Raw genomic sequence first — 18,988 nt, 5'->3', positions numbered from 1 at the left:
CGGGCGCTAGAACAACCACACCGACAATCCGCCGATCAACATTCCAAGGCCTGCACCCGCCAGCACGTCGCTCGGATAGTGCAGACCAAGCACGACGCGAGAGACGGCGACCGTGAGCGTGAACGGCACGAGCGCCAGTGCCATGCGCGGGTAATACGCCGCCATCACGATGCTGAACGACACCGCATGCAGCGTGTGGCCCGATGGAAAGCTGAACTGGTCGAGCACGCGCCCGCACAGGTGGATCTCTTCGCATGAGAGGTAGGGCCGAGGCCGGCACACGCCGCGCTTGAGCAGGATGTAGATGACCAGCGAGAGCAGCCCCGTCAGGCCCATCTGCTTGGCGCATTCCCAGCCGGTGTCACCGCCCACCACGGGCAACGCCGCCATCAACGCATACCAAAGCATGCCGTCGCCAAGGCGACTGACTCCACGATAGAAGCGCATGGCCGACGCATCGCCCGCCACGTGGTTGAGCGCCACGGCGAGCTGCCGATCGCGCTCGCGCCAGCGCTTCCAGTCAGGCCAGGCGTGGGTCGCCATGGTAGGCCTCCCCGCTGGTGGCAGCGTCGTGCACGGCGATGAGCGCGGCTTCAAAGCGCTCGAGCACGCGCGGCCAATCCAGCGCCTGCGCAGTCAACCGCGCCGCTTGGCCCAGGCGCTGCCGCAAACCGGCATTGGTGGCGAGTGCGACGGCCGCCTGCGTGAACAACGCGGCATCGCCGACAGGCGCAAGCCAGCCGTTCTCGTGGCTGCGCACGTGCATGCCGGCCGCGGCAGTATCGAACGCCACCACGGGCAAGCCGCTGGCCATGGCCTCGACCACCACGTTGCCGAAGGTCTCGGTCACGCTTGGGAAGAGAAACACGTCCGCCGATGCATAGTGCGCGGCCAATGCCTCGCCGTGCTGCGTGCCTGCAAAGATGGCATCGGGGCAACGACGGCGCAGTGCGTTGCGTTGTGGACCGTCGCCCACCATGACGAGGCGGGCCTCGGGCACGCGCTCACGCACGGCATCAAATGCATCCAGCGCGACACCCAGGTTCTTTTCCAACGCAAGACGCCCCACCGTGAGCACGACCGGTGTGTCGGCACTGGCGCCCCATTGCGCACGCAATGCGTGACTGCGGTCTTGCGGCGTGAACCTGTGTGCGTCCACGCCCCGCGTACTGACGGTCAGGCGCTCAAAATCGAGGTCGCTTAACTGCCGCTGCAGTTCGCGCGTGGGAACAAAGGTGCGATCGGTGCGATTGTGAAACGTGCGCAGATAGGCGCGCACCAGCGTTACGGCACCATCCCACGCGTAGTGGCGGCCGTACTCGTCAAAGCGCGTTCTGAAATCCGAAGTCACGGGCGCGCCAAGTTGCCGCGCAGCCCGAATGGCCGACCAGCCCAGCGGCCCTTCCGTGGCGACATGCACCAGGTCGGGTCGATAGACGCCCCACGCGCGAAGCAGGCGCCGCCGTGCGGGCAAGCCCATGCGCAAATCCGGATACAGGGGAATCGGCACGCCAGGAACACGCAACGTGTCGTCCGCCAACGCAGGCTGGCCGGCGTCGATGGCGCCCTGGCGCGGGCGCACGACCATCACGTCATGCCCGCGCGCCTGCAAAAATCCCACGGTGCGCGCGGCAGTGAGCGACACGCCGTTGAGTTCCGGCGGCCAGGTTTCGGTCACATAGGCAATGCGCATAGGCCGATCAACCATTGTGCTCGTCGCGGCTGCGCGAAGGGCCGCCTGCCTGGCCCCGCTTGTCAGCAAGGTCGTCTGCGCTGCGGTTGGCGACTTGGCGATCGCTGTCGTTGCGGTTGGCCGCATGGCGTTCTCGCACGACGCGTTCTACGCCCGGGGTGTTGTGCAGATCGGTGTCGAGCTGGCCGCTTTCGATGTCGCGCGCGGCCTGCTCGACATCGCTGCGCGGGGCGGAACGTTGCTCTTCAAGTTGCTGGTCGCGCTCGTGCGGGAGCCGCTCTTCCGAGCCCGACTGCGGCTTGCCTTGCTCGGGCTTGCCGAGCATCTTGTCGATGTTTTCAGCGTTTCGGCCCGCCCCTGGCGCACGCGGCGGTGTCGTACCTGCCGGCCGTTCGCTGCGCTGATGCGGGCCACGTAAGGTGGGGCGTAGTCGGTTCATGGCGCCCTCCTGCGGACGTGATCTGATTGCCTTGCGCACCGCAACCGACGTGCCCACAGCGCACGCATACCACGTGCAATCGACAAGACCCGCACCACTACTGCACAACAACGCGACGTCAACGATACAACCTGCCGATGCATGCGCTGGCGTCGAGACGTGATCGTTGCGTAAGCGTTACATGCACGCTTGTAACGCTTGCTGCGCAAGGTGACGCTTGTGCAATCAGCGGAGAAGCCGCACGCGCTCCGAGCGACGTGTCGGGCGGCCGCGCAGTCGGTCCAGCAACCGCTGCGACACGCCGGCGGGCGCATCGGTGGTGCCGAGCAGCGTACCAAGCGGGCGCAGCCGATCGACGTGATCACATACCACCTTGATCATCGCCGTGATCGACGTCCCCAGCAGCAAGCCCCATAGGCCCCACAGCCAGCCCCACAGCAGCAGGCCGATGTAGACCACGCACGGATCGAGCTTGGACGCCCGGCTCTGCAGCCACGTCACGAGCAGCGTGCCGACCAGCGTGGCCAGCAGCAGCGTGACGCCTGCCACGACAAGCGCATCTGACCACGCGCCCATCTGCAGGTATGCGCCAATGCCGCTGGCCACGGCAATCACCACCGAACCCAGATACGGCACGAAATGGAGCACGGCGGTCGCGAGCCCCCAGACCGCCGCGTCTTCCATCCCGAGCAGCACAAAGGCAACGGTGGTCAGTACCCCCAGCACAATGTTGGTGGCAAACAGCACCAGTAGCGAATACTGGATCTGCGTGCCGATGACCGCCATCATGCGCACCGCGCGCTTTTTCTCGCTCAGCGTGTTGCCCACCGCGCGCACCCATTTGCGCTTGAGCGCCTGGCCAGACGCAAGCAGGAAGTAGACGAGAAACGAGACCACGACGAGTTGGCCCGCCAGCGCGAAGAGGTTGGCTGAGCCCGTCCACAGGAACTCGCGCAAAGGCAGGACGGGCTGTGCGGCCGCCTGATCAGCAGGTGCAGCAGCTGCAGGCGAGCGCTTGGCAGGCACCGGTGCAGGCTTGCCCTGCACGCCTTCGGCGGCGTGCTCGAGCGCGACGGTCACCTCGCGCATCTTGTCGAATGCGCCGCCCATGTGCCCGCGCATACCATCGACGGCTTCTGCCATGCGCTCCGCGGCCAACGGCAGCCGGGCCGCCATGGCAGAGACGCCGTCTTGCATTCCGAAAACCAGCACTGCACCGGCAATCCACAGACCGAGCACCACGATGGCCGCTGCAATAGGGCGCGGCACATAGCAACGCCGCAGCCACACGACCACCGGGTTCAGCGCAAACGCGAGCACCACGCCAAGGGTGAACGGCACCAGAAACGCCCGTGCCCATTGCAGAAATACCAGGGTGCCACCAATGGCCACCAGCACCATCGCCACGCGCCAAGCCGGCTGCCGCAGCCCGTCGAGAAGGCTGCCGTGCAAGGGTTCCGGCTGCGGGGGAGGCGGTGTGAGTTCAGCTGGCATGGCAGAGAAAGTGGTTCACCGTTCTCTGCGCAAAAGTTGTGCCTTGGTGCGCCTATGAAGGCGTGGAAGCAGGCATGGCAAGCATGCGCAACGTGCGCACCAAATCGTACGGCGACACGGGCTTGATCAGGTGTTCCTGAAAACCCGTGGCCAACGCCTGCGCACGATCGTGCGGCTGTGCAAATGCAGTCAGCGCAATGGCGGCCATCGGCGCAGTACCTGCCGGCAGATGCTCGTGTTCCCACGCTCGAATTCTCTGCAGGATCGCGTAGCCGTCTTCATCGGGCAGCGCGATGTCGCACACCACCGCCTGCGGGCGGCCTGCTTCGCCCCGCGCGCTCCAGGCGTCGAGCAGCGCCATCGTTTCGTGGCCGGAGCCCACGCTGCCGACTTCCGCACCGACTTGCGTGAGCAGTGTGGCCAGCGCGTCGCGGGCATCGTGCTGATCGTCGACCAGCAGCACGCGCAGGCCCGCCAGTGAGGGCAATGGCCCGGTGCGATCGGGGTCGTCAGCCAGCGGCGTGATCAGATCGGCGCCAGCATGCAGCGGCAGATATACGGTGAAGGTGGTGCCTTGCTGTTCACCCTCACTGCGCGCATAAACGCGTCCGCCATGCAGTTCGGTCAGGCGCTTGACCAACGCCAGACCCAGTCCGAGGCCGCCCGTGCGCCGCGTGTGCGCGCCGTCAGCCTGGCGAAATGGATCAAACAGGTACGGCAGGAACGCCGGCGCAATCCCGCGGCCGTTATCGCGCACGACAATGCGCGCCACCTCGCCCAGCAGATCGGCTGACAGCCAGACCTCGCCACCTTCCTGCGTGAACTTGATGGCGTTGGTCAGCAGGTTCCACACAATCTGCTCGACCCGATCGGCATCGCCGTCAATCTCGTGATCGTTCAGTTCGATGGTGGTGTGCAGGGTGATGTGGCGTTCGGCTGCCAGCGTGTGCACGCTGTTGAGCGCGCTCTCCAGCGCCGCGCGCAGCACGAATGGCTCGCGTGTCAGGCGCAGCTTGCCGCTCATCACGCGCGTGGCGTCCAGCAGGTCTTCGATCAAGCGCACCTGCTGCTCGACGCCGGTCTTGATACCGGCGAGCGCGCGCTGCATGAGCGGCGCACCGCCTGCGATCTGGCTCTCCAGCACATACGCCCAGTTCTGGATGCCATTGAGCGGCGAGCGCAGTTCGTGCGACACCACCGCCAGGAACTGATCCCGCGCCAGCGCTGCGGCCTCCGCTTGTGCACGCGCGGCTTGTTCACGCAACAACAAGGCATCCCGCTCGCGCTCGGCCTCAGTACGTTCGGTCACGTCGTAAATGATGAGCAGCGCCGATTCCATCGCACCATTCCGGTCGGCTTCCGGAATGACACGCGCGTTGTAGTGCGCAATGCGCGGGCGTCCGTCCCGCGCGTCCAGATGCAATGCAAGCGTCTGTTCAGCGCCCAAGGCGAAGGCGCGGCGCGCGGCGTCCTCCAGCGGGCACGTGACCTCGGCGGAAAGGGGCGATGCAGCCAACGTCTTTCCGATCAGCCCGGCAGGCGTCACACCAAAGGCTTCGGTGACGGCGCGGTTGACATACACGCAGCGCAGTTCGCGATCGAGCCGCGCAATCACGTCGGGCGCGTTCTCGACCAGCGTGACGAACTCGCGCTGATGGCGAAAGCGCTCGTGCTCGGCCTCCTTGCGCTCGGTGATGTCTTCCACCACGCAAACGAGCGCCTGCACGCTGCCGTCCGGACCATGCTGCGGCGAATACGCGGCATGCACGAAGCGGCGGCCAACATCGGCCGGGTACGACAGCTCCATTTCAAATTCGACGCGCTGCCCAGCGAATGCATCGCTCAGGTATGGCAGGACGCGCGCATACGCAGCCTCGCCCATCAGTTCGCGCAGATGGCGCCCCAGCACGTCTTCGTGCCGAGCGCCAAAGCGCTCTGCATAGGCGCGGTTTGCAAAGCGCACGCGGTGCTCGGGGTCGATCTGCACGAGCGGAAACGGCACGCTTTCGGTCAGCCATTGCAGCTGGAATTCCGACTCGGCGAGCACCGCCAGGGTCTGCTGGCCCTGCGTCACGTCTTCGACCACGCCGACGGCATGGGCGGATGCACCGTCGAGGCTTGGCATGAGGTAGCCGCGTTCCCGAACGCGGTATTCGCGCGTTTGCCCGTCGTCGGGGCCGAGCCAGCGGTATTCGAGGACGAACTCCTGCCCCCGCGCCAAACCCTCCCAGGCGGCACGCAGGGCCATATGGTCATCCGGATGCACATGGACGAGCCAGCGGTCGCGGATACCGCACAACGAATCGGGCTGCACGCCCCACGTCTGCGCCCCGGCGCTCACGTGCAGACGCGTACCCGTCAACGGATCGTCTACCCAGAACACATCAACCTGCTTCCTGGCGGCCAGTGCAGCACGCGTCTCGCGCGCTGCGCGCACGGGTGCCGACCAGCCCGTTACGGATTCACTCATTGCGCCCTTCGTTAGCAGTTTTCATTCCCGGCAGGCGCCGCCCAAAAAAATGCGGTGCCGCAGCACCGCATCATAGGGCGTGGAACGACGTTACTGCGAGGGCAATTCAGAGGCCGTCTGCGAAGCGCCGTTAGCCTGTGCCACCAGCACACGAATCGCGTTCGGTGTCACTGCGCCAACACCCCCTGCCGGCAGCGTGGTGATCAGCCAGTCGGCGTTGTTGGCCAGGCTGAACGGTTGCGAGGTGAAGATGATGTTTTTCGTTCCCGCCGTCGCCACGCGCACCTGGTACGTGCCGCCATCGACGTAGATCGAATCCTGCGTGCTGGCCGGCGCAGCGCCGCCATACGCAGCACCGCTCATCGTCGGCGCAATGGCGGAAAGATCCACATTCGGCGCGGTCACGTACACGTCGACGTTGGGGGCGTTGTACGAAGCGTTGAAGGTGCGCACGCGCGCCTTGTCCGACAGGATCGACTTGTTGTACGGATCATCGATCAGTGCCAGGCTCGTCGCCGAACCGTTGGCGGCCACGATGGCCAGCGCCGTATAGCGGTGGCCGTTTGCGGGCGTGAAGCCGGTCGAGGCCAGCGGCGTGCTGCTGCCCGTGTTCGACACCGTGCCCGTGCTGGCCGTCGCGTCGATGCCGAAATAGTTGCTGACGTTCTTGAAGCCGACATTGGTGATCTTCGTGGTGCCGTTCACCCCAAAGTCAACGTTGCCGATAAACGGGTTGGCGTGCACCGTGCGGTATTGCGGCGAACTGGTGCCGATGATCTGCCCGATGTCGTCGTCACCGCCGCCGCATCCGGCAAGCACGCCCAACGAACCCAGCGCCAGCACGGCGACGATCTTCCTGATCTGTATCTTCATCTTGCACCTCGGAGGGAGAGTCTTTTCATGAATCGGGCCGCAACCATCGCACGCCCATGTCCGTTGTTGTCAACTTGTGGAGCCGAAGATAAACGCGCACATTCCGCGCACCTATCGAACCGGTTCCGATCGTTTTGTCGGATGCGTCCGACATACGAAGCGACGTTCCCGCATTGAGCACGGCGCGTGCCCATCGCAGTTGAATGACCACTCCAATCAGGTCTCGCGGCCTGGGCGTGAATGCGGATCGCTATACTTGCGCGATCTGTTTTGTCTTCGTGCCCCACACACGCTTCGCATGCTCGAACCGCGCCCGGCTGATGCCGTGCCCCTTCCCGATAACGCCGCTTCCCAGGCCGATCTGCAGGCTTTCGCGCAAGAGCGCGAACGCGTGCAGGCGTGGCTCGCTGCGCGCGCTTCTGGCGCCCGTGCGGTGAGTGCTTCCACGCTCTCGCAGTACCGCGTAGAAGCGGAGCGCGTGTGCTGGTACGCGCGCACATTCGGTAAGCCGATCGCAAGCTGGCAGCGCGACGACGCGTCGGCCTATTTGCGCTTTTTGCAAGAACCGCCTGCATGGGCGATCAGTTCGCGCGGCATCGAACGCGACGATGCCAACTGGACGCCGCTGCGCGGCCCGCTCTCGGCACGTTCCACTCGGCAGAGCAGCGTCATCGCGGCGAATCTCTGCGGCTGGCTGCAGCGCACGGGTTATCTGCGCGCGAATCCATTTCTCGATGACGATGCGATCGTCATTACCGTGCCGGCGCCAAGCGCGCCTGCACCCAAATCCGTCGGGGCATCCGAATCGGACTCGGCACTGAGCGCATCCGACATGGCATTGATGATCGATGCCGTGCGTGCGCGTGTCGCCTTGGGCCGTGAAGCGCGCTTGCGCCAAGCGCGCGATCACTTCCTCGCCGTGCTGCTCGCACAGGCGGGGATACGTGTATCGGAGCTGGTGTCCGCCCGCATGGGCGACGTGGCGCTGCACGCCGTGCCGACCGGCCACGCGACATCCGACGCACTCTTGCCCGCGTCGGTCTGGCTGCTGGCGATCGGCACAGGCCGCTCGCAGCGCTGGCTGCCATGCGATGCGTTGATGTCTGCGCTGCGCGAGTACCGCACAGCCTTTGGCCTGTCGCCGCTGCCGTTGCCGAATGAAGCTACGCCGCTGCTGCTGTCGGTGCGCAAGCGATCGCCACGACGCGCAGACGGCACCATCATCGACTCCCCCGCCCTGCGCCGCGACTTCGGCGAGCGCAAGGGCATCGCCTCGCGTTCGCAACTGCTGCTCATCGTCAAGGCCATGCTCGGTGAAGCGGCTGAGTACGCTCGTGGCCTGGGCCACGCCGACGCGGCAGTACGCCTGGCGAATGCCTCGTTGCGCGGCGTGCGCGGGGCTCACTTGCGCGAGCGGCTTGCCGCTGGCGAAGCCGCCGCCGACATCGCCCATGCGCTCGGTCTTACCGCCCTGCCGAGTGCTTCCGTGCGTGCGCGCGAAGCCGATCTGGCCGCCAGCATTGCTGACGCTGCGCGCAAACTGGCCCTGCCGTCCGCCTGACAGTCCTCCACACATCGCGCAGAAACGGGTACGCGCCGTCTGCGCAGATGCCGTATTCACGCATTGTCGAAATCAATTGTCGGTGCGATTTGCGCGACAGTTGTCGCTTACCTCGTCCGCAGAATTGGGTACGCTTCGCCGCCAAATTGTCGACGGCGGCACGCAGAAACGGGTACGCTCGGCCCCGAAATTGCACGCAGAAACGGGTACGCTTTGACTCAAATGCTCCAATAAAAACGCGGACCCGAGAGTCCGCGCTCATTGTGTGTTGCTTGAAGACCCTGGCGCTCAATGCCCGCCCGACAGATAGAAGAAGCGGAACAGGAACACCGCCGCGATGATCCACACGATGATCGGCACTTCGCGCATGCGGCCCGTGAACAGCTTCAGCCCCGAGTACGTGATGAAGCCGAACGCGACGCCGTTGGCGATGGAATACGTGAACGGCATCATCAGCGCTGTCAGCACGGCCGGCACGGCTTCGGTGGTGTCTTCCCAGTTCAGATCCACCAGTTCGCGCAACATCAGGCACGACACATACAGCAGCGCGGGCGCCGTCGCGTAAGCCGGCACCACGCCAGCCAGCGGCGAGAAGAACAGGCATAGCAGGAACAGCACCGCCACCGTCAGCGCGGTCAGCCCTGTCCGGCCACCGGCCTGCACACCCGAAGCGCTTTCGATATAGGCGGTGGTCGACGACGTGCCCAGCAGGGAGCCCGCCATGATGGCCGTGCTGTCGGCCAGGAGCGCCTTGTTCAGGCGGTCCATCTTGCCCTGCTTGAGCAGGCCCGCGCGGTTGGCCACGCCCATCAGCGTGCCGGTCGCGTCAAACAGCTCCACCAGGAAGAACACCAGCACCACGTTCAGGATGCCGACCGATAGCGCACCCATGATGTCGAGTTGCATCAGCGTGGGCGCGAGCGACGGCGGCATCGACACCACACCGTGGAAGGTATTGCCGGCAAAGAAGAAGCTCGCTGCTGTCACGGCCAGAATGCCGATCAGGATGGCGCCCTTCACGCGCAGGTGGTCCAGCGCCACGATCACGAAGAAGCCGATCACTGCCAGGATGACGGAAGGCTGGTGCACATCGCCCAGCGTCACGAGCGTCGCCGGATTCCCGACGATCAGCCCCGCGCCCCGCAGCGACACGATGCCCAGGAACAGCCCGATACCCGCCGTGATCGCCACGCGAATCGAATGCGGAATCCCGTTGACGATCATCTCGCGGATGCGGAACACGCTCACGAGCAGGAACAGGCAGCCGGAAATGAACACCGCGCCCAGTGCCGCCTGCCACGTAAAGCCCATGCCCTTGACCACCGCGTACGCAAAGTAGGCGTTCAGGCCCATGCCCGGCGCCATCGCGATCGGGTAGTTCGCGTACATCCCCATGATGACGGTGCCGATTGCCGCGGCAATGCAGGTGGCAACAAACACCGCGTCGTGCGGCATGCCTGCGTCAGCCAGGATGTTCGGGTTGACGAAGATGATGTACGCCATGGTGAGGAACGTCGTCAGCCCGGCAAGCACTTCCGTGCGGACGTCGGTCTGGTGTTCCTCGAGCTTGAAGGTGCGCGCGAGCCAGGTCATTCAGGTTGTCTCCTCTTGTTGTGAAGTGTCATGGCTGGCCGACGCCGTCCTGCGCCTGGCTCCCCCGATGCACGCCCACCATGGGGCGAGGCTACTCTTAGCAAGATTCCGGCGCCCCAAGGCGGCGCGTACGAAATGCCGTTCATGCGAATCGAATGATGGAAAACGCGCCGGCCAAGTGCCAGCCCGGTGCGCGGGATGCGCATGATGCCCGAAACGCCGGGCGTGTGCACATCGCCTGGCGAGCCCTATCGTCCAGGCAGCGCAGGACACGACTTCACCGACAAACCGTACCCGTTTCTGCGAAAGCCCGATGCTACGCGGCCTGCGTGGCGACGGGCGTACCCGTTTCTGCGCAGACAAGCGCAGAAACGGGTACGAATTTCCACGAATACAGAGGGCGTACTGACAGGTAAAGGCGTACCTGTTTCTGCGAGCCGTTGAAGTGCGACGCCGTACCCGTTTCTGCGCATGGTCGCGCCCAAGGTTCCCTCTAAAGCGAACCCGTTTCTGCGCAAGAAGCCCGGGGTGGGTTGTACCCATTTCTGCGCGGCCCTCCGCAGAAACGGGTACGCCCTATCTGCACCCCGCCTCGCCAAGCCCTTGTCCAATAAGGCTTTTTACCCGCAGAAACAGGTACGGCCGCTGGAACGTCATGCCGCGAGACATTGCCAAACGGTCTCCCCTCGTCCAGGTTTCAGCGATGAAAGTTCAGGATTCATCCGTCTTAGGCAGCAGGCTTGATGATCTGCAGCTATATGCTGTTTTCTAGCCGCCACGCAGAAACGGGTACGCGTGGGTCCTAGGCAGGCGGTGCGAAGCGTGCGCTCGCTTTCAGCGAACAACCAACGATAACAAGCACCACGAAATCGCCGGAATCGGCAAGCGCGCAGATTTGGGTACGCCAACATGTGCCGAAATCCCCTTGATCCACGCAGAAACAGGTACGCTTCGACGGCAAACAGGGTGAGTCGGTCTAAAAAATCGTCAAATCGGCCGCAGAAACGGGTACGCGCATGCGAAAACGCACCGAACGGCCTCGCCCAACCCCGGTTTTCTGTGGATAACACTGTGGACAACATGATGTTGTCCCCGCAGATTCCGGTACGCCCAATGCGCAGAAGCGGGTACGGTTTCGCGCAGAAGCGGGTACGCCATCGCGCAGAATCTGGTTCGCGCGTTCGCAGAATCTGGTTCGGTTTACCCCTCTAAACCCAGCTGTGACAAGGCTTTGCGGGGCGCGTATACGGTTTACCTGTAGTAAACGTAGAAGGTATATATAGCTTGTAGTGAGGAAAGGTCTTCCGTGGACAACCTTAACGGTTGCCCACCGATGCCCTTACCGCGACAACGAGCGAAAATAAGAAAACGTACCCAATTCTGCGTGACAAGGCGAAGGCGTTTTAGTACAAAGGCTCTGAACAATTCTTGCCCACCATGGTCACCAAACGCCTTACACCCAATGGGAAACCGGCCGACGAGTCGCCCGGCCGCATCATCGTCCCCTCGGGAGGGCAAGTCATTGCCGCGCCGGAGAAGTTTCAGCGCCTGTTCGACGAAGCACAGGCGATGGAACGGGAAGACGCCTGGCAAAGCGGCGAGGTTGGCTTTCTCAGCCGCGCCAGCGTGCAGGTCACCCTCCCCTATCGCGCTCCAAAGGGGGCACCGCCAGTCTGGACGCGTTCCAGCGGCAACATTTCGCTGATGATCCAGCCGGGCTACTTCACGCAGCAGCGTTCTGAGCGGGCCAGCAATGGGCGGCAGCGCATCGTCTCCGAGACGGTCTCTTTCGGCTATCCCTATGGCTCATATCCTCGGCTGATGCTGGCCTGGATCGGCAAGGAGATCATGGCCAAGAAGAAGCGCGGCGAATTCCAGGGCACGGTGGAAGACCGGCGCATTTCGCTGGGCAACTCGCTGTCCGAGTTCATGTACAACTTGGGCATCCCAATGGCCACCGGCGGCAAGCGGGGCACCATGACGCTGGTGCGCCAGCAGATGATCCGCCTGTTCTCTGCCACGATTGCCATCGTGCAGAACAAGTCGGCGCCCAGCAGCCAGAATCAGAACCAGGAACCACTGTCGATCGATCGCATCGGTTACCTGCTGGCCGATCAATTGTCGACGTGGTGGGATCCAATGCAGCCGGGCCAGGGCTCGATGTTTGAGAGCTTCGTGGTGCTGTCCGAACCGTTCTTCAACGAGCTCGTAAATCGTCCTGTGCCGGTGGATATGCGTGCGTTGAAGGCGCTCAAGCAATCGCCGTTTGCACTGGATGTGTATTCGTGGCTCACATACCGCTTCTTTACGATCCAGAAGCGTACGGAGATCCCTTGGGAAGCGCTGCAGATGCAATTCGGTACCGAGACCGAAAGCGAGCGGAAATTCCGTGCGTTGTTCCGCAAGGCGCTGAAGGACGTGCTGGTTGTCTATCCAGACGCGAAAGTCGATGCTGACTCATCCAAGGCGCTGATTCTGCAGCCATCGCGTACCAGCGTGCGGAAGCTGGCCTGAAGCACGCAAAAGCGTTGGACAAAAAGAAAGGGGAGCAGATGCTCCCCTTTTTCATCTCAGGCGATCAGCCTGAAATTTATTCCGGCTTGATCGCCGAGGCTTGCAGACCCTTCGGGCCTTGCTTCACCTCGAAGGTGACCTTCTGGCCGTCCTTCAGGGTCTTGAAGCCCGAACCCTGAATTTCGGAGAAGTGCGCGAACAGATCTGCGCCGCCGCCGTCCGGAGTGATGAAGCCGAAGCCTTTGGTTTCGTTAAACCATTTGACAGTACCCGTGGCCATGCAAAAATTCCTTTAAAAAACAAAAAACACGTCGTCCAGCCGATCCGGACATCGCACGAAGAACCGGCTGATTCCGAATCTTGCGTAGACAAAGTCTTCAGACGACTGTCCGAGCATCATAACCAGTTTGAGGCAGAGTGTCGATGGGCGGTATTTTTGCGAAATGTCGCTTTTATGCATCCCACTGGTAAACACCTACAAAGCCCGTAAATGTTGGGTTGAACGCAGAAAGTTATGCGCTAAAGGCCGCATTTACATCTCAATTTAGGTGAATTGAAAACCACCTAGACGGCCTCTTTTTCGGGTGCGCCTATCCGTTGAAATTTGTATGAATTGAAATTTATCGAACTTGTGTTTTTATGCTGTCTTCCCTAAGATGAGCGCTGCTGACTTTCAGCGCTGAAAGTGGAGGACCAGTGAGCGCCAAGATCGTAACGGTATTCAATCAGAAAGGCGGATGCGGCAAGACCACGGTCAGCATGCACATCGCCGGAACCCTTGGTTTGCGGGGGAGTAAAACGCTGCTGGTCGATATGGACGAGCAAGGAACGGCCACACGGTGGGCCGCTCAAGCGCCCGAAGACAAGCCCTTTCCAGCTTCGGTGATCGGTTTAGCGCCGTCTGGCGGCGCCATGCACAGAGAGGTGCGCAAGTTTGTGGCGGACTACGATTACATCGTCGTCGATTGCCCTCCAGCGGTCCACTCGCCGTCTTCGTCAAGCGCGCTGCTGATCTCCGACATTGCGTTGATTCCCGTAGTGCCGTCGCCTCCGGATCTCTGGGCTGCCGTGGCCGCCAAAGCCCTCGCGCAGCAGGCCCAGGTAACCAATGAAACGCTGCGCATTCGCGTACTGGCGAACATGGTCCAGCGGCGGGTTTCGCTCGCGAAGCAAGCAATTGAAATTCTTGGTGATGATGGTGATATTCCTTTGATGGATTCCATGATCGGTTCGCGCTCTGCATTTCGGGAGTGTCAGGCGATCGGTGCGACGGTGCATGGTGTGTCGGGCGCCCGGGAAGCCATCAGTGAAGTCGACATCTTGATCGACGAGGTGTTGCAGTTGTTGCAGGAGGAACGTGTATGAGCGCGAAGTTGAAATCGCTCAAAGACGGCATGCTGGCCGGCATTGCCGCAGAGAAGACCAAGGCGACACCCGTTGATCGTTTTGCGCTAGCAGAAAAGGCGATCACATCGCACCCTCGGGGCCTGCTTGGCCAAGCTACCCCCGCCGCTGCTTTCAGCGCTGAAAGTCCCGTGCCCGCGAATACGTCTGAGCGCCGGGTGATCAAGGTTTCGCTTGAGCGGTTGCAGGAAAATCCGCTTAACGCCCGCCGCATCTACGATCCGCAGATCGTCCAGGAGCGGGCGGCGTCCATTGCTACGCATGGTCAGCAGACGCCAGGCTTGGCGGCGCCAGACCCGGCGCGCCCAGGTTGGTATGTCCTGATCGACGGCCATTACCGGAAGCGTGCCTTGGCCGCCGCTGGGAAGGCCGAGATGGACTGCTTCATCGAGGACGGCCTGTCGGATATCGATTTCTATCGGCTGTCCTTCGTCTTGAACGAGCAGCGTTCCGGCCAATCCGTGTTGGACAACGCCATCGCTTGGCGGCAGCTGCTAGATGAAGGAAAAGTTAAAAAAGAAGAAGATATTTGCGAGATTACCGGCGTATCCGCAGGAACGGTCAACAAGACCTTGGCGCTGCTGAAACTGCCGGAGTCAGTGCTCGAAGTCATGAAGGAGCGACCGGCTGGTATCGGCATCGCGACCGGATACGAGCTGACGCTGTACTTCAAGAGCGCGGGCGAAGACCGTACGCGTGAGCTGGTACATCGCGTACTGGAAGAGGGGCTCTCAAGCCGCGACGTGGAGCAGATCCGCAAGGTGGCTCAAGAAGGGCGTACTCGCAAGGTGAAGGAAGTCAGCCGCCAATACAAGATTCGAAGCGCGGAAGGTGATCTTCTCGGCACAATCAAGGAGTGGGATTCCGGGAGAGTGATGCTTGATGTGAAGCTCGGAGATCGTGCCGCCCGGGAATCGCTGGTGGAAGCGCTGAAAAGCCGATTTGGCCTGGACGTCGCCCTACTGTAGTTCCGCCGCAGATTTGTCCACAAGAAGCGCCCCATGGGGCGCTTTTTTTTGCCCTGATTTCGGCCACGAGGGGCATATCGGCGCGTGGAGCGTACCCATTTCTGCGCAGGCTCAGCGGTGTCCGGTGCACCCCATGGAAGGCTCGTTCCCCCGCCCGCCCGGCGCCGAAATGAGGGGGCTTGCCATTCAAAGGGGATGTTTATGCTTCACGATTGGACTGCAAGTACAACTGCGCAAAATGTAAATAATGATATTTAACGTACATCGCTTGAGGTTTTTAACCCTTTATGTACACTATATGGACACTCGATAGCCCCTATGGCACGCCCCGGTCTCTATTTCTCGGCTGAGCAGCAGCAACGAATCGTTGAAGCGATTCGACGGTTGGATATCGCCTTCCCGCACGACAACGCTGTGTTCCTCGATGAGGTGATCGAAGCCGTTCAGGCGGTGACGCGCCGTGTTTACGGCGTTCGGCGTTACGTGCAGTGGTTGGCGGAAGCCGGAGTACGCCGGCGTCCGAGCAATGCGACGTTACAGAAGGCGATCGACCGGGCGCAGGGGCGTGGGCCGATTCCAAGTGGTATCGCTACGGATGCGGTTGAGCCTTGGCCGATCCCGTTGGCACACGCAGAAACGGGTACGCTTTCTGCGCGCGACGAACGCAACCGCATCGCCTCGCGCGCCATTGGCGCGCCCGGTGCGGGCGCCGAATGGATGGAAGCGCGCATCCGAGCCGAGGTGGCGGAGCGCGCGCTGGAACACGAAGCCGCGCGCAATCGGCAATTGCAGGCCGCCATGGCCGACTTGGAGCGGCGTCTCGGCGAAGCGCTTGCCACGGCGCCGGCCGTGCCGCCCAAGTTGACCGACGCGACCCTCGAGCGCCTGGAGCAGACCATGGAAACCGTGACCCGCCTGGAGGGCGCGGCCAGCGCGCTGGCGGGTACGGAGCGCTTTCTACGCTTGCAGAACGATGCGGTGCGCCAGCAGACGCAAAACGAAGCCGATCAACTGCGTCAGCGCATCCGCACCCTGGAAGCCGAGGTCGCGCAACTGAACGCCCAGATCGATGCCTATCGGCGCACGCCCGAGCGCACCGCGCCGGTCTCGCGCGGCTGGGTCAAGCCATCTTCCTGATTTTCGACACACTGTTAGCGGGTGCTTACTGGTCTGGCCGAGCGCGAGTTGGCTCAGAACGGCACGCAGAATTGGGTACGCTTTTCGACTTTCGGCGCTGAAAGTTGGTGCGACGGAGTTTCAACCCGTTGTAGGAAAGGTGCCGATGCAACGCCCGCAACGTTGCGCGGGGGGCGCCAGATGGTGCTCCGTCAAAGGGTCGACCCCTTTTATTTACGCTGGCATATGACTTGCTCATGACGCTACGTCTCACCAATGGAGTTGTCATGAACGAGAAGATCACCAAGGCCGTGTTTCCCGTGGCGGGACTCGGTACACGTTTTCTACCCGCCACCAAGGCCAGCCCGAAAGAGATGCTGCCGATCGTCGATAAGCCGCTGATCCAATATGCGGTGGAAGAGGCTGCCGCCGCGGGTATCACGGAAATGATCTTCATCACGGGCCGCGCCAAGCGCGCTATCGAAGACCATTTCGACAAGGCTTACGAGCTTGAAACCGAGCTGGCCGCCAAGAACAAGCAGGCGCTGCTGGAGATGGTGCAATCCATCAAGCCGTCGGGCGTCGAGTGCTTTTATGTGCGTCAGCCGGAGACCCTGGGCCTCGGCCACGCCGTGCTCTGTGCGCAGAAACTGGTACGCGACGAACCCTTCGCTGTGATCCTGGCCGATGACTTGCTGGACAACCAGCCGCCCGTCATGCAGCAGATGACGGAGCTTTACGACCATTACCGCTGCTCCATCGTCGGCGTCGAAACGATTGCGCCGGAAGCCTCGCGGTCGTATGGCGTGGTTGCCGGCCGTGAATGGGATGATCGGCTGGTCAAGCTCGATGGCATCGTCGAAAAGCCGGCGCCGAAGGATGCGCCGTCGAACCTGGGCGTGGTCGGGCGCTACATTCTGACGCCGCGCATCTTCGATCATCTGCGCAATCTGAAGCCTGGCGCAGGCGGCGAATTGCAGTTGACGGACGCCATCCAGAGCCTGCTGGCCGAAGAGCAGATCCTGGCGTATCGCTACCGTGGTCAGCGGTTCGATTGCGGAAGCAAGTTCGGTTACCTGCAGGCGACGGTCGAGTTTGCGCTGCGCCATCCGGAAGTGCGTGCTGACTTTGAGGCGTATCTGCATGAGCGTCTGGGCCTGCCCCAAACGCATGAAGATGTGTCTGCCGAGATGGAGTCGTTGGTTCGCGACACCATTCCGCTGAGCGTGGCCGCCTGAGCTTCGTCCCTTTCAGAATCGGTCGTGCGGGTTTCCGCACAGGCCGCCCGGCCGATTCTGATAAACCGCACACCTCTCCGATCTCCCGTTGTTCGGTCAATTCCCCGCAAAGCCTGGTGCCATGGGCGTTTGTGGCGGGTCGACACGCCTGTTTTCTGCATGGAATGCTTCTTGAGTAAGAGCGACCACCCATAAACCGGCGGACCGCTTGGACGTCGCACACGCAGCTCCGTGTGCGAACTGTCACCAGCAAAGGCCGCCGCAACGCTCCAAGGAGACACCATGACGCAGCCTCAGGCTGGTGCGGTCACGGGCGACTTTTCGCCCGCGCAGGCCCCCACCAAAGACACTCCCGCAGACGTACGCCGTCGTCTGCGTTCCATCTTCTCCGGTTCGATTGGCAACCTTGTCGAGTGGTACGACTGGTATGTCTACTCGGCGTTTGCCCTGTACTTTGCCAAGTCGTTCTTCCCGAAGGGCGACCAGACCGCGCAGCTGCTCAATACGGCGGCGGTGTTTGCGGTCGGCTTTCTGGCGCGTCCGGTGGGCGGGTGGTTGATGGGTATCTACGCCGATCGCTACGGCCGCAAGCGCGCGCTGTTCTTCTCGGTGGTGCTCATGTGCGCGGGCTCGCTCATCATTGCGCTCACGCCGAGCTACGCGACCATCGGCGTGGCGGCACCCGTGCTGCTGGTGCTGGCGCGTCTGCTGCAAGGCTTGTCGGTCGGCGGAGAATACGGCACCTCGGCCACGTACCTGAGCGAAGTCGCCAACAAGGAAAACCGCGGCTTCTACTCGAGCTTCCAGTACGTCACGCTCATCGCCGGGCAACTGACGGCGCTGGCCCTGCTGATCGTGCTGCAGCAGTTCGTGCTGTCGCCGGCGCAGCTTGAGGCGTGGGGGTGGCGCATCCCGTTCTTCATCGGCGCGCTGTGTGCGCTGCTGGCAATGGTCATGCGCTCGCACATGGAGGAGACGCAATCCTTTACCGCCGCGAAGACAAACAAGAAGCGCGGCACGCTGTCGGAACTGGCCAAGCATCCGCGCGCCGTTGCAACGGTCGTGGGCCTGACGACGGGCGGTACGGTGGCGTTCTACACGTACTCGATCTACATGCAGAAGTTCCTGGCCAACACGGTGGGGCTGTCGAAGGACACGGCCACGCTGGTGTCTGGTGCCACGCTGCTGCTGTTCGCAATGCTGCAGCCGATCGTGGGCGGGTTGTCCGACCGCATTGGCCGCCGTCCGATCCTGATCGCGTTTGGCGTGCTGGGTACGCTGTTCACCGTGCCGATCATGACCGGCATCAGCCAGACCACCAACGTGTGGACGGCCTTTTTCCTCATCATGGCTGCGCTGGTGATTGTCTCCGGCTACACGTCGATCAACGCGGTGGTCAAGGCGGAGCTGTTCCCCGCGGAAGTGCGTGCGCTGGGCGTGGGCCTGCCGTATGCACTCACGGTGTCGATCTTCGGCGGCACGGCCGAGTACATCGCGCTGTGGCTTAAGCAGGCGGGTCACGAGTCGCTGTTCTACTGGTATGTGACGGGCACGATCTTCCTGTCGCTGTTGGTGTACGTGTTCATGCGCGATACTCGCGAGCATTCCCGCATCGAACATTGACC

The 18,988-nt window shown here is 62.6% G+C and carries 15 protein-coding genes; 7 read left to right on the top strand and 8 right to left on the bottom strand.

Annotated elements, in window-relative coordinates; translation table 11 throughout:
* Positions 1-6: 6 nt before the first annotated feature.
* The 6 genes from ACTJK4_RS20955 to ACTJK4_RS20930 form a co-directional block, all read right to left on the bottom strand.
* Positions 7-543, bottom strand: a complete 537-nt coding sequence (locus tag ACTJK4_RS20955) for a phosphatase PAP2 family protein (RefSeq protein ID WP_260801105.1) — start codon at positions 541-543, stop codon at positions 7-9.
* Positions 521-1,693: a glycosyltransferase family 4 protein gene (locus tag ACTJK4_RS20950; protein ID WP_440078082.1), complete on the bottom strand. Its 1,173-nt coding sequence runs from the start codon at positions 1,691-1,693 to the stop codon at positions 521-523. The genes ACTJK4_RS20955 and ACTJK4_RS20950 overlap by 23 nt, the downstream gene beginning before the upstream one ends.
* A gap of 7 nt (positions 1,694-1,700) precedes the next feature.
* Entirely contained in the window at positions 1,701-2,132 is a 432-nt protein-coding gene (locus ACTJK4_RS20945) for a hypothetical protein (protein WP_440077698.1), read from the bottom strand.
* Between the two features lie 225 nt (positions 2,133-2,357).
* Entirely contained in the window at positions 2,358-3,584 is a 1,227-nt protein-coding gene (locus tag ACTJK4_RS20940; protein ID WP_232038821.1) for an AI-2E family transporter, read from the bottom strand.
* 94 nt (positions 3,585-3,678) lie between these two features.
* Positions 3,679-6,096, bottom strand: a complete 2,418-nt coding sequence (locus tag ACTJK4_RS20935) for a PAS domain-containing protein (RefSeq protein ID WP_440818837.1) — start codon at positions 6,094-6,096, stop codon at positions 3,679-3,681.
* 90 nt (positions 6,097-6,186) lie between these two features.
* A complete protein-coding gene (locus tag ACTJK4_RS20930; RefSeq protein ID WP_260801110.1) occupies positions 6,187-6,969 on the bottom strand; it encodes a DUF4397 domain-containing protein in 783 nt (260 codons plus the stop codon).
* 298 nt (positions 6,970-7,267) lie between these two features.
* On the opposite strand from ACTJK4_RS20930, the gene ACTJK4_RS20925 reads away from it, so the two are divergent.
* Positions 7,268-8,530, top strand: a complete 1,263-nt coding sequence (locus ACTJK4_RS20925; RefSeq protein WP_260801111.1) for an integrase — start codon at positions 7,268-7,270, stop codon at positions 8,528-8,530.
* A gap of 288 nt (positions 8,531-8,818) precedes the next feature.
* Here ACTJK4_RS20925 and ACTJK4_RS20920 read toward each other — a convergent pair whose 3' ends face one another.
* Positions 8,819-10,123, bottom strand: coding sequence for an NCS2 family permease (locus tag ACTJK4_RS20920; RefSeq protein ID WP_316869273.1), 1,305 nt, complete (start codon positions 10,121-10,123; stop codon positions 8,819-8,821).
* 1,437 nt (positions 10,124-11,560) lie between these two features.
* On the opposite strand from ACTJK4_RS20920, the gene ACTJK4_RS20915 reads away from it, so the two are divergent.
* On the top strand, positions 11,561-12,637 hold the full coding sequence (locus ACTJK4_RS20915) for a replication protein RepA (RefSeq protein WP_045205615.1): 1,077 nt from the start codon (positions 11,561-11,563) through the stop codon (positions 12,635-12,637).
* A gap of 76 nt (positions 12,638-12,713) precedes the next feature.
* Here ACTJK4_RS20915 and ACTJK4_RS20910 read toward each other — a convergent pair whose 3' ends face one another.
* Positions 12,714-12,917 (bottom strand): cold-shock protein, encoded by a 204-nt coding sequence (locus ACTJK4_RS20910; protein ID WP_004632415.1) that lies wholly within the window; start codon positions 12,915-12,917, stop codon positions 12,714-12,716.
* Between the two features lie 416 nt (positions 12,918-13,333).
* Here ACTJK4_RS20910 and ACTJK4_RS20905 point away from each other — a divergent pair, with 416 nt between their 5' ends.
* The 5 genes from ACTJK4_RS20905 (at position 13,334) to ACTJK4_RS20885 (ending at position 18,986) form a co-directional block, all read left to right on the top strand.
* Positions 13,334-14,002, top strand: a complete 669-nt coding sequence (locus tag ACTJK4_RS20905) for a ParA family protein (RefSeq protein WP_316668838.1) — start codon at positions 13,334-13,336, stop codon at positions 14,000-14,002.
* Positions 13,999-15,009, top strand: a complete 1,011-nt coding sequence (locus tag ACTJK4_RS20900; RefSeq protein ID WP_433867613.1) for a ParB/RepB/Spo0J family partition protein — start codon at positions 13,999-14,001, stop codon at positions 15,007-15,009. The genes ACTJK4_RS20905 and ACTJK4_RS20900 overlap by 4 nt, the downstream gene beginning before the upstream one ends.
* A gap of 318 nt (positions 15,010-15,327) precedes the next feature.
* Complete coding sequence (locus tag ACTJK4_RS20895; RefSeq protein ID WP_440077695.1) at positions 15,328-16,146, top strand: DNA-binding protein; 819 nt, start codon at positions 15,328-15,330, stop codon at positions 16,144-16,146.
* Between the two features lie 266 nt (positions 16,147-16,412).
* Positions 16,413-17,363 carry a UTP--glucose-1-phosphate uridylyltransferase GalU gene (gene galU / locus ACTJK4_RS20890; protein ID WP_260801114.1) on the top strand — a complete coding sequence of 317 codons (951 nt, stop codon included), beginning with the start codon at positions 16,413-16,415 and terminating at the stop codon, positions 17,361-17,363.
* Positions 17,364-17,645: 282 nt separating this feature from the next.
* Positions 17,646-18,986 (top strand): MFS transporter, encoded by a 1,341-nt coding sequence (locus tag ACTJK4_RS20885; protein WP_232038813.1) that lies wholly within the window; start codon positions 17,646-17,648, stop codon positions 18,984-18,986.
* Positions 18,987-18,988: the final 2 nt, after the last annotated feature.

Source organism: Ralstonia sp. 22111 (assembly GCF_052045895.1).
Taxonomy (GTDB): Bacteria; Pseudomonadota; Gammaproteobacteria; order Burkholderiales; family Burkholderiaceae; genus Ralstonia; species Ralstonia wenshanensis.
The sequence above is the reverse complement of the archived record's forward strand: the minus strand, read 5'-3'. Positions and strand labels throughout refer to the sequence as shown.